At 68.4% G+C, this 15,520-nt stretch carries 13 protein-coding genes; 9 read left to right on the plus strand and 4 right to left on the minus strand.

The genetic code is table 11. The features are described 5' to 3' along the window. Positions 1-110 precede the first annotated feature (110 nt). The 8 genes from KBZ19_RS07215 (at position 111) to KBZ19_RS07250 (ending at position 10,102) form a co-directional block, all read left to right on the plus strand. The gene (locus KBZ19_RS07215) at positions 111-707 is read left to right on the plus strand and encodes a sigma-70 family RNA polymerase sigma factor (protein WP_255100417.1); all 597 of its coding nucleotides are present in this window, start codon (positions 111-113) and stop codon (positions 705-707) included. Next, positions 704-1,432, plus strand: coding sequence for an anti-sigma factor domain-containing protein (locus KBZ19_RS07220; RefSeq protein WP_255100418.1), 729 nt, complete (start codon positions 704-706; stop codon positions 1,430-1,432). Before KBZ19_RS07215 ends, KBZ19_RS07220 begins: the two co-directional genes overlap by 4 nt. A gap of 13 nt (positions 1,433-1,445) precedes the next feature. Next, positions 1,446-2,444, plus strand: coding sequence for an arsenosugar biosynthesis radical SAM (seleno)protein ArsS (gene arsS, locus KBZ19_RS07225; RefSeq protein ID WP_255100419.1), 999 nt, complete (start codon positions 1,446-1,448; stop codon positions 2,442-2,444). Next, the gene (locus tag KBZ19_RS07230; RefSeq protein ID WP_255100420.1) at positions 2,441-4,651 is read left to right on the plus strand and encodes an FAD-dependent oxidoreductase; all 2,211 of its coding nucleotides are present in this window, start codon (positions 2,441-2,443) and stop codon (positions 4,649-4,651) included. The genes arsS and KBZ19_RS07230 overlap by 4 nt, the downstream gene beginning before the upstream one ends. A gap of 96 nt (positions 4,652-4,747) precedes the next feature. After that, a complete protein-coding gene (locus tag KBZ19_RS07235; RefSeq protein WP_255100421.1) occupies positions 4,748-5,995 on the plus strand; it encodes an MFS transporter in 1,248 nt (415 codons plus the stop codon). A 52-nt stretch (positions 5,996-6,047) separates the two neighbouring features. Next, complete coding sequence (gene ppk1 / locus KBZ19_RS07240) at positions 6,048-8,192, plus strand: polyphosphate kinase 1 (RefSeq protein WP_255100422.1); 2,145 nt, start codon at positions 6,048-6,050, stop codon at positions 8,190-8,192. Between the two features lie 219 nt (positions 8,193-8,411). Then, positions 8,412-9,389, plus strand: a complete 978-nt coding sequence (locus KBZ19_RS07245; protein ID WP_094511236.1) for an RpoD/SigA family RNA polymerase sigma factor — start codon at positions 8,412-8,414, stop codon at positions 9,387-9,389. A 5-nt stretch (positions 9,390-9,394) separates the two neighbouring features. Then, positions 9,395-10,102 carry a diacylglycerol/polyprenol kinase family protein gene (locus tag KBZ19_RS07250; protein ID WP_399220112.1) on the plus strand — a complete coding sequence of 236 codons (708 nt, stop codon included), beginning with the start codon at positions 9,395-9,397 and terminating at the stop codon, positions 10,100-10,102. Here the strand turns inward: KBZ19_RS07250 and KBZ19_RS07255 are convergent. Beyond that, entirely contained in the window at positions 10,093-10,407 is a 315-nt protein-coding gene (locus KBZ19_RS07255) for a hypothetical protein (RefSeq protein ID WP_315855867.1), read from the minus strand. The two genes, KBZ19_RS07250 and KBZ19_RS07255, sit on opposite strands and share 10 nt — an antisense overlap. A 159-nt stretch (positions 10,408-10,566) precedes the next feature. Next, complete coding sequence (locus tag KBZ19_RS07260) at positions 10,567-11,655, minus strand: 3-deoxy-7-phosphoheptulonate synthase (protein WP_094511234.1); 1,089 nt, start codon at positions 11,653-11,655, stop codon at positions 10,567-10,569. A gap of 154 nt (positions 11,656-11,809) precedes the next feature. On the opposite strand from KBZ19_RS07260, the gene acnB reads away from it, so the two are divergent. After that, the gene (gene acnB / locus KBZ19_RS07265) at positions 11,810-14,440 is read left to right on the plus strand and encodes a bifunctional aconitate hydratase 2/2-methylisocitrate dehydratase (RefSeq protein ID WP_255100425.1); all 2,631 of its coding nucleotides are present in this window, start codon (positions 11,810-11,812) and stop codon (positions 14,438-14,440) included. 25 nt (positions 14,441-14,465) lie between these two features. Here acnB and KBZ19_RS07270 read toward each other — a convergent pair whose 3' ends face one another. Next, a complete protein-coding gene (locus tag KBZ19_RS07270) occupies positions 14,466-14,786 on the minus strand; it encodes an NIPSNAP family protein (protein ID WP_255100426.1) in 321 nt (106 codons plus the stop codon). A 209-nt stretch (positions 14,787-14,995) separates the two neighbouring features. Next, entirely contained in the window at positions 14,996-15,277 is a 282-nt protein-coding gene (locus tag KBZ19_RS07275; RefSeq protein ID WP_255100427.1) for a hypothetical protein, read from the minus strand. Between the last annotated feature and the right edge of the window lie 243 nt (positions 15,278-15,520).

The following is a 15,520-nucleotide window of genomic DNA, read 5'->3' on the forward strand; positions in this document are numbered from 1 at the left end:
AAGGGTGCGGAGGGGATACCGGTGACCGGCAGCGGCGGTTTGCCGGCCGCCGCTGGCCAACACCGCTGGCCCCGCCCCATCCGATCCGGGAGGTCGGCGGTATTCCCACCATGCCGTTCCGATCCACCCTCACCGTGCCCGTGAGCCGCTCCGAAGCGGAGGCCGCCGCCACGCCGCCCCAGCCTGCCGGCAGCGGGCAGCACCAGGATCTGGCCGCCCTCTACGACAGCTGCGGCGCGCCGGTCTACCGGCTGGCGCTGCGCCTGTGCCGCTCCCCGCAGGAAGCCGAGGACCTCTGCCACGACGTGTTCGTGCGCTACTGGCAGCAGGGCCGCTATGACCCGAAGCGCGGTCCGGTGCTGGCCTACCTGCTGCTGATGACCCGCTCGATGGCGTTCAACCGCATCCAGCAGCGCCAGAACCGCTGGCAGCTGGTGCAACGCTGGTCGTCCCAGCTGTTCCCGGCCGCCGTGCGCAACCCGCAGGACTGCGCCGAGGCCGACGACCTGGCCGGGCGGGTGCGCTCCGCCCTGGAGACGATCCCCGCCAACCAGCGCCAGGTGCTGGAGATGGCCTATTACGAAGGCCTGAGCCAGTCGGCGATCGCCGAACGGCTGCAGTTGCCGCTCGGCACCGTGAAAACCCGCGCCCGGCAGGGGCTGATCCGCCTGCGGACGCTGCTGATCGATTTCCACCCCCAGCCATGAGCAGCGACCACCCGCTCAGCCACCACGACGCTGCAGGCGAACCACTCGACGTGGAGGCCCTGCTGGCCGGCCACGCGCTCGGCGACCTCGACGAAGCGGAGCGCGGCCAGCTGGCCAAACTCCTGCGCCAGCAACCTGCCCTGCGCCAGCGGCTCGATGAATTCAGCACCACCCTGGAGCTGCTGCCCCTGGCCTTGCCCGCCACCAGCACGCCGCCGGCTGCCCTGCGGCAGCGGCTGCTGGCGCGCCCGGCCACGCCACGTCTGCCCGGCCTGATCGCCGCCGCGCTCGGCCTCGGTCTGCTGGCGGTGGGCGTGCAGCTGCACCGCACCCAGACCCAACTGGCCCAGCTGCAGCAGCAACTGGCCACCAGCGGTGCGCCGCTCAGCGCGGTCAGCCGGCAGATGCCGCTGCGGGCCATGGCGGGCGCAGGTGCGGGCGCCGCCAGCGGCACGGTGATCGTCACCGGCAACCCCAGCCACAACATGCTGCTGGTGGACGGGTTGCCGCCGCCGCCGCCTGATCACACCTACCGGCTCTGGGCCAAGGTGAACGGCCGTCTGGTGGGCTGTGTGCCCTTCGTGCCCGACGCCAGGGGCCATGTGGCGATGCCGATTCCCACCTCCCCCACCAGCCAGGCCAGCAGCGTGTCGGTCAGCGTCGAGCCGCTCGGTGGCCACGGCGCCAGGCCCGCAGGCCGTCAGGTGCTCGGCGACACGATCTGACCCCAGCCGCGCGATGTCCGCCCCGTCCCCCAGCCCGATCCGGCCCGCCATGGCCGCCACCGCCTTCCCGGCGCTGCACCGCCAGGGGCTCGACACCCTGCAGGTGAACCTCACCTACCGCTGCAACCAGGCCTGCGTGCACTGCCATGTGAACGCCGGGCCCAGCCGCACCGAAAGCATGACGGCGGACACCCTGGCGCTGATCCCGCCGGTGCTGGCGGCCCGCGCCGTGCGTTGCCTCGATCTCACCGGCGGCGCACCGGAGCTGCACCCCCAGTTCCGGGACCTGGTGCGCCGCGCCCGCGCCCTGGGGGTGGAGGTGATCGACCGCTGCAACCTGACGATCCTGCAGGAGCCGGGCCAGGAGGATCTGGCCGCCTTTCTGGCCGCAGAGGGGGTCACGGTGGTGGCATCGCTGCCTTGCTACCTGCAGGACAACGTGGAGCGCCAGCGGGGCTCCGGCGTGTTCCGGCGCAGCATCGACGGCCTGCGCCAGCTCAATGCCCTCGGCTACGGCCAGCCGGGCACGGGCCTGGAGCTGAACCTGGTGTTCAACCCCCAGGGGCCGGTGCTGCCGCCGGAGCAGGAGCCGCTGGAGGCCGACTACCGGCGCGTGCTGGCGGCCGACCACGGCGTGGTGTTCAACCGCCTCTATGCCCTGGCGAACATGCCGGTGCAGCGGTTCGCGGCGGTGCTGAGCGCCCAGGGGCAGCTGGAGGGCTACCTGGAGCTGCTGCGCCGCAGCCACCGCGACGCCAACCTGGAGCAGGTGATGTGCCGCCGGTTGATCAGCGTCGACTGGCAGGGCCACCTCTACGACTGTGATTTCAACCAGCAGCTGGGCCTGAGGCTCGCGGGCGATCCGGCCGCCGCGGCGGATCCCGCCGGTCGCCCCCACCTGCGTGATCTGCTGCGGCGTGACCCCAGCGGCGATCCGATCCAGGTGGCCGACCACTGCTTCGGCTGCACCGCCGGCAGCGGCTCCAGCTGCGGCGGGGCACTGGCGGCTTGACGCGCACCGCCGCTGCGGGCGGCGCCTGGCGCTGGCTGCTGCTGCTGGCGCTGGCTGTGCTGGTGGCGCTGTTCTTCCTGCTGGACCTGCCCCAGGTGCTCAGCGTCGAAGGCCTGCGTGACGCCCGCACCGGCCTGCTGGTCTGGCGCCAGCGGGCCCCGCTCAGCGCCGCCGCCGCCTACGCCCTCGCCTATGTGCTGGTCACCGGGCTCTCCCTGCCCGGCGCCGCCGTGCTGACCCTGGCCGGAGGAGCGGTGTTCGGGCTGGGGCTCGGCACCCTGCTGGTGTCGTTCGCCTCCAGCGCCGGCGCCACCATCGCCTTCCTGCTGGCCCGCACCCTGCTGCGCCAGCCGGTGCATCAGCGCTTCGGCGCGCGGCTGGCGCCGATCGAGGCGGGCCTGCGCCGCGACGGGGTGCTCTACCTGCTCAGCCTGCGGCTGGTGCCCGTGGTTCCCTTTGTGCTGGTGAACCTGGTGATGGGGCTCACGCCGCTGCCCGTCCGCACCTTTTATCTCGCCAGCCAGATCGGCATGCTGCCCGGCACCCTCGTCTACGTGAATGCCGGCACCCAGCTGGCGCAGCTGCGCGGCCTCGAGGGGATCCTCACGCCGCCGCTGCTGCTGTCGCTGGCACTGCTGGGGGCCTTCCCCTGGCTGGCGCGGCTGGGGCTGGAGGGCTGGAAGCGCTGGAGGCTCTACCGCCCCTGGAGGCGGCCGGCCCGCTTCGATCGCAACCTGATCGTGATCGGCGCCGGCGCGGCGGGGTTGGTCACGGCTTACATCGCCGCCGCCGTGAAGGCGAAGGTGACCCTGATCGAAGCCGATCGCATGGGCGGCGACTGCCTCAACACCGGCTGCGTACCCAGCAAGGCCCTGATCGCCACGGCCCGCCAGGCGGCACGCATGCGCCGGGCGGATCGTTACGGCCTCACCCCCCACAACCCCAGCGTGTCGCTGCCGCTGGTGCTGGAGCGGGTGTTCGCCAAGGTGGCGGCGGTGGCCCCCCACGACAGCGCCGAGCGCTACGAAGGGCTGGGGGTGGAGGTGCTGCGCGGCCATGGCCGTCTGATCGACCCCTGGACCGTGGCGATCCGCAAGGGTGACGGCAGCGAGGAGCAACGGCTCACGGCGCCGGCGATCGTGCTGGCCACCGGCGCCAGCCCGGTGCTGCCGGATCTGCCGGGCGCCGATGGGGTGGGTCTGCTCACCAGCGAAACCGTCTGGCAGGCCCTGCGCGACTGTCCACTGACGTCGCCGCGCCTCGTGGTGATGGGGGGCGGACCGGTGGGTTGTGAACTGGCCCAGGCTCTGGCCCGCCTGGGCGCCCGGGTCACCCTGCTGCAGCGGGGCCCGCAGCTGCTCAGCCGCGAAGACCCCGACGCCGCCGCGCTGGTGCTCCAGGCCCTGGAAGCCGATGGCGTGGAGGTGATCACCGGCTGCACGGTGCGTGGCTTCGAGCGGCGGCCACAAGACGCTGACGGCGGAGCGAAGGTGGTGCTGATCAGCACCGGCCCTGCGGAGGCGCCGGTGCACAGCGAACGGCTGTGCGATGAGGTGCTCTGCGCCATCGGCCGGCAGGCGCGGCTGAGCGGCTATGGCCTGGAGGAGCTGGGCATTCCCACCGGCCGCACGATCGACACCAACGGCGCACTGCAGACCCTCTTCCCGAACATCTACGCCGCCGGCGATGTGGCCGGCCCCTGGCAGTTCACCCACACCGCGCCCCACCAGGCCTGGTACGCCAGTGTCAACGCCCTGTTCGCCCCGTTCCGCCGCTTTCAGGTCGATGGGCGGGTGATTCCGCGTACCACCTTCACCGATCCGGAAGTGGCGGGGGTGGGGCTGAATGAAGCGGAGGCCGCCCGGCAGGGAGTGGCGGTGGAGATCACCCGCTTTCCATTGCAGGAGCTGGATCGGGCGATCGTGGAAAGCGCCGAAACCGGCTTCGTGAAGGTGCTCACCCCGCCCGGCAGCGACAGGATCCTGGGGGTGACGATCGTGGCGGAGCAGGCCGGCGAACTGCTGGCGGAATTCGTGCTGGCGATGCGCTGGCGGCTCGGGCTCGGCCGCATCCTCTCCACCATCCACGCCTACCCCACCTTCTCGGAAGCCAGCAAGTACGCCGCCGGAGCCTGGAAACGGGCCCATGCCCCCCAGCGCACCCTGGTGCTGCTGCAACGCTTCCACAGCTGGCGCCGCGGCCAGTAGTTCCAGGCGCGGCCAGTCCCACCCGGCTGGCGCCAGCGCCGGTGACCACCCGCGGCCTCCCATGGGAAGGTATGGGCACTGCCGCGCGTTGATGCCATGGGTTGGCCGCGCCCTTCCACCCGCTTCTGCGTTTTCCTCACCCTGCTGAACGACAGGCTGGGCGAGAGCATCGTGTTTCCGCTGCTGCCCTTTCTGCTGGCCAGCTTCACCAGCGATGGCCGCACGCTGGGGCTGCTGGCGGGCAGTTACGCCCTGGCCCAGTTCCTGTTCACGCCGCTGATCGGCGCCCTCAGCGACCGCTTCGGGCGGCGGCCCGTGATCGCCGGCTGTGTGGCCGGCTCGGTGCTCGGCCTGGGCGGCTTTGCGCTCACGCTGGCGGTGCCCTGGCCGGCGGGCAGTGCCTGGCCGCTGCCGCTGCTGTTCGTGGCGCGGCTGATCGATGGCGTGAGCGGCGGCACGGCCGCCACCGCCGGTGCCGTGCTGGCCGATATCAGCCCACCGGAGAAGCGGGCCAAGGCGTTCGGCCTGATCGGCGTGGCCTTCGGCGTGGGCTTCATGCTCGGCCCTGCCCTGGGGGGGCTGCTGGCGGAGATCAGCCTCACCCTGCCGTTGCTGGTGGCCGTGGCCGTGGCGGCGGTGAACCTGGTGCTGGTGCTCACCGCCCTGCCGGAAACCCATCCACCGGAAGCACGCCAGGCGCTGCCGCGCAAGCGCGAACTCAACCCGCTCAGCCAGCTGGGCAAGGTGTTCAGCAACCCGCAGGTGCGGCGCCTGTGCCTGGCCTTCTTCCTGTTCTTCCTGGCGTTCAACGGCTTCACCGCCGTGCTGGTGCTCTATTTCAAGGAGATGTTCGGCTGGGGGCCGGGCCTGTCGGCCGCGGCCTTCCTGGTGGTAGGCGTGGTGGCCACGCTGGTGCAGGGGGGCCTGATCGGGCCGCTGGTGAAGCGGTTCGGCGAATGGCGGCTCACGATGGCGGGGCTGGGCATGGTGATCGCCGGCACGCTGCTGGTGCCGCTGGCCACCCCCGCCACCGCCCAGCCGCTGGTGTTCGTCGCGGTGGCGGTGCTGGCGGCGGGCACCGGTCTGGTCACCCCCAGCCTGCGCAGCCTGGTGTCGCGGCGGCTCGACAGCGGCGGCCAGGGCGCTGCCCTCGGCAGCCTGCAGGGTTTGCAGAGCCTGGGCAGCTTCATCGGCCCGCCGCTGGCCGGGGTGGCCTATGAACTGATCGGCGAAAAGAGCCCGTTCTGGTTGAGCATCGTGCTGCTGGCGGGCGTGGCGGTGCTGATCGCCTTCGGGCTACCCCAGGCCGGGGCGCAAAGGCAAGCAACCGCTGTACAGAAGTGATCCAGGTTGCTGGCTACGTTGGTGCCGGCAAAGATCCTGAGGGCAGTGGGTGATGCGTGAACCAGTGGTGGCCCCGGAGCTCTACATCAACCGGGAGCTGAGCTGGATCGCCTTCAACAGCCGGGTGCTGGCCCAGGCGCTCGACCCCCGCACGCCGTTGCTCGAACAGGCGAAATTCAGCGCCATTTTCAGCAACAACCTCGATGAATTCTTCATGGTGAGGGTGGCCTCGCTGAAGTCGCAGCTGGAGGCGGGTGTGGACACCCTCAGCGACGACGGTCTCACCCCGAAGCAGCAGCTGCAGGCGATTCATGAGCGGCTGCGGCCGCTGCTGGAACAGCAGCAGGCGCACTATCGCGGCCACATGAAGCGCAGCCTGGCGGAGCACGGCGTGCACCTGCTCGACTACCAGCGGCTCAACAAGGCCCAGAAACAGTGGGCCGACGACTACTTCAAGACGGCGATCTTTCCGGTGCTCACCCCGCTGGCTGTGGATCCGGCGCACCCGTTTCCGTTCATGAGCAACCTGAGCCTGAACGTGGCGGCGTTGATCCGCGATCCGGACACTGGCCAGCAGCAGTTCGCCCGGGTGAAGGTGCCGCAGAAGAACCTGCCGCGCTTCGTGGAGATTCCCACCGAGCTCAGCGGCCGCAACGCCAAGGACGTGGTGTATTGCGCCGTGCCGCTCGAGCAGGTGGTGGCCTTCAACCTGCAACTGCTGTTCCCCGGCATGACGATCGAGGGGCACTACTTCTTCCGCATCACCCGCGACGCCGACCTGGAACTGCGGGATCTGGAGGCGGACGATCTGATGGAGGCGCTGCAGGAAGGCTTGCGCAAGCGGCGGCGGGGCGGCGAGGTGGTGCGCCTTGAGGTGGCCGATGAGATGCCCGAGGAGGTGGTGGAGCAGCTGGTGGAAGCCACCGATGTGGAGCCGGAAGACCTCTACCGGATCAATGGCCCCCTGGGCCTCGACGACCTGATGAGCCTGCTGGCCATACCCCTGCCCCAGCTCAAGGACAAACCGCATATCGGCCGCACCAACGCGGCCCTGGCACGCACCCAGAAGAGCCGCCTGGAAGATGGCTCGCTCAAGGCCGAAGACTTCCAGAGCATCTTCGCGGTGCTGCGCCGCAACGACGTGCTGCTGCACCACCCCTACGACCTGTTCGCCACCTCGGTGGAGGAATTCATCAACCAGGCTGCCGATGACCCCTCGGTCATGGCGATCAAGATGACCCTCTACCGCACCTCCAAGAATTCGCCGATCATTTCGGCGCTGATCCGGGCGGCCGAGAACGGCAAGCAGGTGATGGCGCTGGTGGAGCTGAAGGCTCGCTTCGACGAGGACAACAACATCCAGTGGGCCCGTCAGCTGGAGCGCTCCGGCGTGCATGTGGTGTACGGGGTGCTCGGCCTCAAGACCCACACCAAGATCATGCTGGTGGTGCGCAAAGAGAAGGAGCGGTTGCGCAGCTACGTGCACATCGGCACCGGTAACTACAACTCCAAAACGTCCAGCCTCTACACCGACATCGGCCTGCTCTCGGCGAACGAGGACCTGGGCAAGGATCTGGTGGAGTTGTTCAATTACCTCACCGGCTTCTCCAAGCAGCAGAGCTTCCGCCGCCTGCTGGTGGCGCCGGTCACGCTACGCAAGGGCATGGAGGGGCTGATTCAGCGCGAGATCGACCATGCCCGCGCCGGCCTCGGCGGCTCGATCCGGGCAAAAATGAATTCGCTGGTGGATCCGCCGATCATCGCCCTGCTCTATGCGGCCTCCCAGGCCGGGGTCACTGTTGAGCTGGTGATCCGGGGCATGTGCAGCCTGCGTCCGGGCGTGCCCGGCGTGAGCGACAACATCAAGGTGGTGAGCGTGATCGGGCGATTTCTTGAGCACTCCCGCCTGTTCCGCTTCGGCAATGGCGGCGAGCCGGAAATGTATTTCGGCAGCGCCGACTGGATGCCCCGCAACCTGGATCGGCGGGTGGAAGCGGTGGCGCCGATCAAGGATCCGGTGCAGCTCCTGGTGCTGGATCGGCTGCTCGATACGTATCTCAATGACAATGTCGCCGCCTGGGACATGCAACCCGACGGCACCTTCATCCAACGGCAGGCGGAAGGGGAGGAGCATTGCGCCCAGCTGGATCTGATCAACGGCTGGCGCACTTCGCTGCAACCCGCGGCCAACGCCTGAGCCCGGATCAGGGTCTGCGCACAGCGGTGGCCACTGCCCCTGGCGGGCGGCCGACGCTCAACGTGGCGAAACACAGGCCACCACAACAGGCACGCCGCACACGAATAATTGAGAAACAAAGATGTGACGACTTATTTGTGGCAAAAGTAACCGATTCATTACCCTTTCATCGGTATGCCTCTGCTATGTTCCGGCCACAACTAGCAGGAGGCCGGGGTGATGGGGACACCTCCGCGATCCACATCTGCAGCTTCGGCTGCGGGCGGCGGCATCAAGCCACCGCCGCGGGTGGGTCAACAGCGGTCCAGTGGGCGCTTGAGCGTCGATTCGATCGGCTGGTATCTCAGCAACATCGGCCGTGTACCACTTCTTACGGCGGCTGAAGAGATTGAACTGGCGCATCACGTGCAGGGGATGAAACGCCTGCTCGAATTGCCTCCCGAGAGTCTCACCGTGCGGCAGCGGCACCAGATCCGCATGGGCACCCGTGCCCGCGACCGCATGATGGCCGCCAACCTGCGGCTGGTGGTGAGCGTCGCCAAGAAGTACCAGAACCAGGGCCTCGAGTTGCTCGATCTGGTGCAGGAAGGGGCGATCGGGCTGGAGCGCGCCGTCGACAAGTTCGATCCGGCCATGGGCTACAAGTTCTCCACCTATGCCTATTGGTGGATCCGCCAGGGCATGACCCGGGCGATCGACAACAGCGCCCGCACGATCCGGCTGCCGATCCACATCTCCGAGAAGCTCTCGAAGATGCGGCGCATCACCCGCGAGCTGTCGCACCGCTTCGGCCGCCAGCCCAACCGGCTGGAGCTGGCCCATGCCATGGGCATGGAGCCCCGCGAGCTGGAGGAGCTGATCGCCCAGAGCGCTCCCTGTGCCTCCCTCGACGCCCACGCCCGCGGCGAGGAAGACCGCAGCACCCTGGGTGAGCTGATCGCCGATCCGGCCAGCCACGAGCCCATGGACCACATGGACCGCAGCCTGCAGAAGGAGCACCTGGGCGCCTGGCTCTCCCAGCTCAATGAGCGGGAGCAGAAGATCCTCAAGCTGCGTTTCGGCCTGGAGGGCTCCGAGCCGCTCACGCTCGCCGAGATCGGCCGCGCGATCAATGTGTCGCGCGAACGGGTGCGCCAGCTGGAGGCCAAGGCGATCATGAAGCTGCGGCTGATGAGCAACTTCCAGCAGGCCGCCTGAGGCCCTTGGCGCTGCCGCTCTGGTGGGAGGGGCTGGGCGAGGAATGGCGGCAGGCCCTCGGGGTTGCAGCCGTTCTGTTGTGGCTGGCGCTGGTGGTGCTGCTGGCGTTGCAGACCCGGGCGCGCTGGCCGCAGCGGGCGGAGTGGAGCCGCAAGGTGCTGCACATCGGCACCGGCCCGGTGGTGCTGATCGCCTGGGGGCTGGGAATCCAGCGCTGGATCGCCCTGCCGGCGGCGGCGGCGGTCACCGTGGCGGCGGCGCTCAACCACCGTTTCCGCCTCTTGCCGGCGGTGGAGGACGTGGGCCGCGCCAGCTACGGCACCGTGGCCTACGGCGCCGCCATCACCACCTTGCTGGCCCTGTTCTGGCCGCAGCGCAGTGATGCGGTGGCGGCCGGGGTGCTGGTGATGGCCTGCGGCGATGGGTTGGCGGGCCTGCTGGGGGCGTCGATCGCCTCGCCGAGCTGGACGATCGCCGGCCAGCGCAAATCACTGCTGGGCACTAGCGCGATGGGGCTGGTGAGCCTGGCGGTGCTGGCCGCGCTGCGGCTGGCCCTGCAGGCGGGAGGCGGGCTGGGCCCGTCGCTGCCGGCGCTGGTGGCGATTGCGGCGGTAGCGATGCTGCTGGAGCAGTTTGCCCTGCTGGGCATCGACAACCTGGCCGTGCCGGTGGCGGTGGGCCTGCTCTGGAGTTTGCTGGGCGCTCAGGCCTGAAGCATGCGCTCGCAGCGGTGGCGCCAGTCGTCGCGGGTGCCCAGGCCCGCCACGATCAGCCGGTCGCTGGGCTCTTCCCGCAGCCGCAGCTGCCACTGACGGATCACCTCGGCGCGCTCCATCCACACGTTCAGCACGGTGCGCTGGATGCCTTCAGGATCCCAGCCCCGCTGCTGCGAGGAGGCCAGGGCCCAACCGAGCAGGTCATCGAGCTGAAAGGGGCGGAAGCCGGCGAAGACGGGGCCGCTGTGGCCGGCGGCGGAAGATGTCTGCTCCAGATAGAACATCTGCAGCGGCTCTGACAATCCGCAGAATTGCAATAGATAAGACATACCGCCTTCCCTGCAACGTGGTGAAGGCAAATTAGGGAGATTCACTCCAGCGACTGTTCCAGCTGAACAGTTCGTTGCAGAGCATCAATCTGGCACTCACGATTAGAGAGTGCCAGCTACACCATCAGGTGGTCAGACCGCTGCCAGCACCTCGCCGGTGGGCGCCTGGCGCTGAGCCTCCTTCACCGCTTCGGCTAGGCCGGCGAGCACCTCGCGGGTGGTGTCCAGGTCGATGCAGGCATCGGTGATGCTCTGGCCGTAGGTGAGCTGGGAGAGATCCGCCGGGATCTTCTGATTGCCCGCCACCAGGTGGCTTTCGATCATCACGCCCATCACCGGGCAGGCGGCCTGGCGCAGCTGCTCACCCACCTGAGCCAGCACCTGGCCCTGCAGGCGGTAGTCCTTGTTGGAGTTGCCGTGGCTGCAGTCCACCATCAGCCGCGCCGGCAAGCCGGCCTTGGCCAGCGAGGCCGCCGCCGCTGCCACCGCTTCCGGGTGGTAGTTGGTGCCGCCCTTGCCGCCGCGCAGCACCAGGTGGCCATCGGGGTTGCCGGTGGTGGACACGATCGCCGCATGGCCCTGGCGGCTGATGCCGAGGAAATGGTGCGGGCGGGCGGCCGCCTCCATGGCGTTGATCGCCGTCATGACGCTGCCGTCGGTGCCGTTCTTGAAGCCGATCGGCATCGACAGGCCCGAAGCCATCTCGCGGTGCGTCTGGCTTTCGGTGGTGCGGGCGCCGATCGCCGTCCAGCTGATCAGATCGGCGATGTACTGGGGCACCACCGGATCGAGCAGCTCGGTGGCAGCGGGAAGGCCGAGCTCGGCGAGATGGAGCAACAGACCGCGCGCCAGGCGCAGGCCGGTGTTGATGTCGTAGCTGCTGTCGAGATGGGGATCGTTGATCAGCCCCTTCCAGCCCACGGTGGTGCGCGGCTTCTCGAAGTACACCCGCATCACGATCTCCAGCTGATCGAGGTGCTCGGCCCGCACCCGGGCAATGGCAGCGGCGTACTCCTGGGCGGCTGTCACGTCGTGGACGGAGCAGGGCCCCACGATCACCAGCAAGCGCGAATCACGGCCGTGCAGGATCGCCTTGATGCGCTCGCGGGCGCCGGCCACCACCGCCGCCGCCGCTTCGCCGAGGGGCAGCTCCCGGTGCAGCACCGCCGGCGCCACCAGCGGCCGGGTCTCCACCACATGGAGGTCGGAGGTGGGGATCATGGCGGCAGGCGGAGGGGCGCTCGAAGACCCACCCTAGAAGCCGGCTGTCACGCCCCCTTACCGCCACCGTTCTGCAGCCGATGCCACCGTTGGCGGTCCGGCGGCCGCAAAGAATGGAAGCCTCCCGTACGTTCAAGGGATGACCCCTTCTCCTATGGCTTCGTCCCCCATCGCCGCCGCCGATCTGCTGGCCACCTACCGCACTGCCGCTGCGGAGCGTGAGGCCCTCGGCGTGCCGCCGCTGCCGCTCTCGGCCCCCCAGGCCCAGGCCCTCACCGAGTTGCTGGAGCAGCCGCCCGCCGGCGAGGAGGCGTTCCTGCTGGATCTGCTGAGCGAACGGATCCCACCGGGGGTGGATGAGGCGGCCTACGTCAAGGCGGGCTGGCTGAGTGCCGTGGCCCAGGGGCTGGCCACCAGTCCGCTGGTGGATCCGATCGCGGCCACCCGGCTGCTGGCCACGATGATCGGCGGCTACAACGTGGGGGCGCTGATCACGCTGCTGAGCCACGCCGATGCAGCGATCGCCGCCGAGGCCGCCACGGGGCTGAGCGGCACCCTGCTCGTCTACGACGCCTTCAACGACGTGCTGGAGCTGGCGGAGACCAACCCGTGGGCCAAGCAGGTGGTGGAGAGCTGGGCCGAGGCCGCCTGGTTCACCAAGAAGGCGCCGCTGGCGGAGGCGATCACCGTGACGGTGTTCAAGGTGGAGGGGGAAACCAACACCGACGACCTCTCGCCGGCCACCCACGCCACCACCCGCCCCGACATTCCCCTGCACGCCCAGGCGATGCTGGAGACGCGCCAACCCGGCGGCCTCGAGCAGATCACTGCTCTCAAGGCGAAAGGCCATCCGGTGGCCTATGTGGGCGATGTGGTGGGCACCGGCAGCTCGCGCAAATCGGCGATCAACTCGGTGCTGTGGCACACCGGCACCGACATTCCCCATGTGCCCAACAAGCGCTCCGGTGGGGTGATCCTGGGCGGCAAGATCGCGCCGATCTTCTTCAACACGGCCGAGGATTCCGGCGCCCTGCCGATCGAATGCGATGTGGCGGCGCTGAACACCGGCGATGTGATCACGATCCGCCCCTACGACGGCACGATCGAGCGCGCGGCGGGTGAAGCCGGCGCCGGCGAGATCGTGGCCCGCTTCGAGCTCAAGCCCAGCACGATCACCGATGAGGTGCGCGCCGGCGGCCGCATCCCGCTGCTGATCGGCCGCTCCCTGACCGACAAAGTGCGCGCTCGCCTGGGCCTGCCCGCCTCCGACCTGTTCATCCGTCCGGTGGCACCCACCGACACCGGCAAGGGCTTCACCCTGGCCCAGAAGATGGTGGGCCGGGCCTGCGGCCTGGCCGGGGTGCGGCCCGGCACCAGCTGCGAACCGCTGATGACCACCGTGGGCTCGCAGGACACCACCGGGCCGATGACCCGCGACGAGATGAAGGAACTGGCCTGCCTGGGCTTCTCCTCCGACCTGGTGCTGCAGAGCTTCTGCCACACCGCCGCCTACCCGAAGCCGGTGGATCTCAAGACCCACGCCGAACTGCCCGATTTCATCAGCTCCCGCGGCGGTGTGGCGCTGCGCCCCGGCGACGGCATCATCCACAGCTGGCTCAACCGCATGCTGCTTCCTGACACGGTGGGCACCGGCGGTGACAGCCACACCCGCTTCCCGCTCGGCATCTCCTTCCCGGCCGGCTCAGGCCTGGTGGCCTTCGCCGCCGCGATCGGCGCCATGCCGCTCGACATGCCCGAATCGGTGCTGGTGCGCTTCAGCGGTTCGCTGCAGCCGGGCGTGACCCTGCGCGATGTGGTGAACGTGATCCCGTGGGTGGCGATCCAGAAGGGTCTGCTCACGGTGGCGAAAGCGGGCAAGAAGAACGTGTTCTCCGGCCGCATCCTTGAGATTGAAGGGTTGCCGGATCTCAAGCTCGAGCAGGCGTTTGAGTTAACGGACGCCTCCGCCGAACGCTCCTGTGCCGGCTGCACGATCAAGCTCTCGGAAGAGACGGTGGCGGAATACCTGCGCAGCAACGTGGCGCTGCTCAAGAACATGATCGCCAGGGGCTACAGCGATGCCCGCACCATGGCCCGCCGCATCCAGGCGATGGAGGCGTGGCTGGCGGATCCGCAGCTGCTGAGCGCCGATGCCGACGCCGAGTACGCCGAAGTGATCGAGATCAACCTCGATGACCTCACCGAACCGGTGCTGGCCTGCCCGAACGATCCCGACAACGTCAAGCTGCTGAGCGAGGTGGCGGGCGACCGGATCGATGAGGTGTTCATCGGCTCCTGCATGACCAACATCGGCCACTACCGCGCCGCCGCCACGGTGCTGGACGGGGCCGGCACCAGCGCCGCCCGCCTCTGGGTGTGCCCCCCCACCCGCATGGACGATGAGGTGCTGCGCGCCGAGGGTTACACCGCCAAGTTCGAAACCGCCGGCGCCCGCATGGAGCTGCCGGGCTGCTCGCTGTGCATGGGCAACCAGGCGCGGGTGGAAGACAACACCACGGTGTTCTCCACCAGCACGCGCAACTTCAACAACCGCCTCGGCAACGGCGCCCAGGTGTATCTGGGCAGCGCCGAACTGGCGGCCGTGTGCGCGCTGCTGGGCCGCATTCCCACGCCGGCCGAATACCTGGAGATCGCGGCGGCCAAGATCGATCCCCTCTCCGACCAGCTCTACCGCTACCTCAACTTCGACCAGATCGACGGCTTCAGTGACGCCGGCCGCGTGGTGAGCGTGGAGGAGGAGGAGAAGGTGCTGGCGGGGGTCTGAGCGCTGGCAGGCTCGGGGCCTGCTCTCAGAGCGGCTGAAACTCTGTGAGCAGCTCCACCGAAAGCAGGCGCTCGGGGGAATCGGGCGTGGCGTCGAACAATGCCCGCCATTCCGGGTTGCTGGCTTCGTAAGCCGTTCGGGCGCCGTAGGCGGCCATGTCGTCGTATTCGATGTGAAGGATCAGGCGCTCCGTGTCAGGCCCTGGCACGGAGCAGCGGAACAGCTTGAACGCCCGTGGCATCACAGGGCTGGTGAACCGGGGCGAACCGGCCTGCGCCAGCTTCTCGAGAAAGTCGCCGGTGCGGCCCGGCTTCACTTCGTAAATGAAGCGAGCGAGGACTGTCATTGCGGCCAATGTCGAGATGGTCCGCTGAGCTTAAGCCGCAGGAAGAACGCAGGCCGTTGAAACGTTTACCGAAAGGATTGGATCCCCTCAGGACTGGAGCGTGAGTGGCCAGGTGTAGGTGCACGGAGAATCAGCCTGTCAGTTCAAGCACGAGAGGTCACACGCGTTTAGCGGATCTGAACGGTAAATGCCCCCTTATCCATGAGGCGCTAGATGGAATTGCCGATGCGTATAGCAGCAACGATGAGGGGAGGAATGCCCAAAAAGAGTGTCGAACACCAGAGCCCCAGCACTGACCCACGTCTTGCACTGCACGCCAACGCCGTACCCCCCACGCCAACCAATGCCAATGCGAAGAGCAGAAAGACAACGGCATAGGCTATCTCGCCATCTCGAGAACTTGCCATCAGCGCCCATTGCACCATGAAGGCCAATCCAACCGTATCGATCGCAAGAAAGAACCAGCCGAACGCTTTGAGAGTTTTCGCCATGCAACCTGCTCCACGATACTCACGACTGATTCTTGCAAAAGCCGGTGCCGGCATGGCTTGAATACCACGCAACCATCACACATACCCTCAGCCTGAGCCGCAAAGATGGAATGACGCAACATCGACACCGATGATCGCGGGCAACCGAACAGGTTGCTGAACAGACACGCTCCACGTCATGTCAGCAGCGCTCGACAGGGGGTGCCATCCCATCCTCATCACTTCAGCCCATGCCGGGATCCA

The sequence above is a fragment of the Synechococcus sp. L2F genome, assembly GCF_024345695.1.
Taxonomy (GTDB): domain Bacteria; phylum Cyanobacteriota; class Cyanobacteriia; order PCC-6307; family Cyanobiaceae; genus MW101C3.

What these genes read in the sequence shown, in the direction of transcription:
- KBZ19_RS07220 (WP_255100418.1), top strand. Translation starts at nt 704, where the DNA reads ATGAGCAGCGACCACCCGCTCAGCCACCACGACGCTGCAGGCGAACCA.
- acnB (WP_255100425.1), top strand. Translation starts at nt 11,810, where the DNA reads ATGGCTTCGTCCCCCATCGCCGCCGCCGATCTGCTGGCCACCTACCGC.
- KBZ19_RS07215 (WP_255100417.1), top strand. Translation starts at nt 111, where the DNA reads ATGCCGTTCCGATCCACCCTCACCGTGCCCGTGAGCCGCTCCGAAGCG.
- KBZ19_RS07235 (WP_255100421.1), top strand. Translation starts at nt 4,748, where the DNA reads ATGGGTTGGCCGCGCCCTTCCACCCGCTTCTGCGTTTTCCTCACCCTG.
- KBZ19_RS07270 (WP_255100426.1), bottom strand. Translation starts at nt 14,786, where the DNA reads ATGACAGTCCTCGCTCGCTTCATTTACGAAGTGAAGCCGGGCCGCACC.
- arsS (WP_255100419.1), top strand. Translation starts at nt 1,446, where the DNA reads ATGTCCGCCCCGTCCCCCAGCCCGATCCGGCCCGCCATGGCCGCCACC.
- ppk1 (WP_255100422.1), top strand. Translation starts at nt 6,048, where the DNA reads ATGCGTGAACCAGTGGTGGCCCCGGAGCTCTACATCAACCGGGAGCTG.
- KBZ19_RS07275 (WP_255100427.1), bottom strand. Translation starts at nt 15,277, where the DNA reads ATGGCGAAAACTCTCAAAGCGTTCGGCTGGTTCTTTCTTGCGATCGAT.
- KBZ19_RS07260 (WP_094511234.1), bottom strand. Translation starts at nt 11,655, where the DNA reads ATGATCCCCACCTCCGACCTCCATGTGGTGGAGACCCGGCCGCTGGTG.
- KBZ19_RS07245 (WP_094511236.1), top strand. Translation starts at nt 8,412, where the DNA reads ATGGGGACACCTCCGCGATCCACATCTGCAGCTTCGGCTGCGGGCGGC.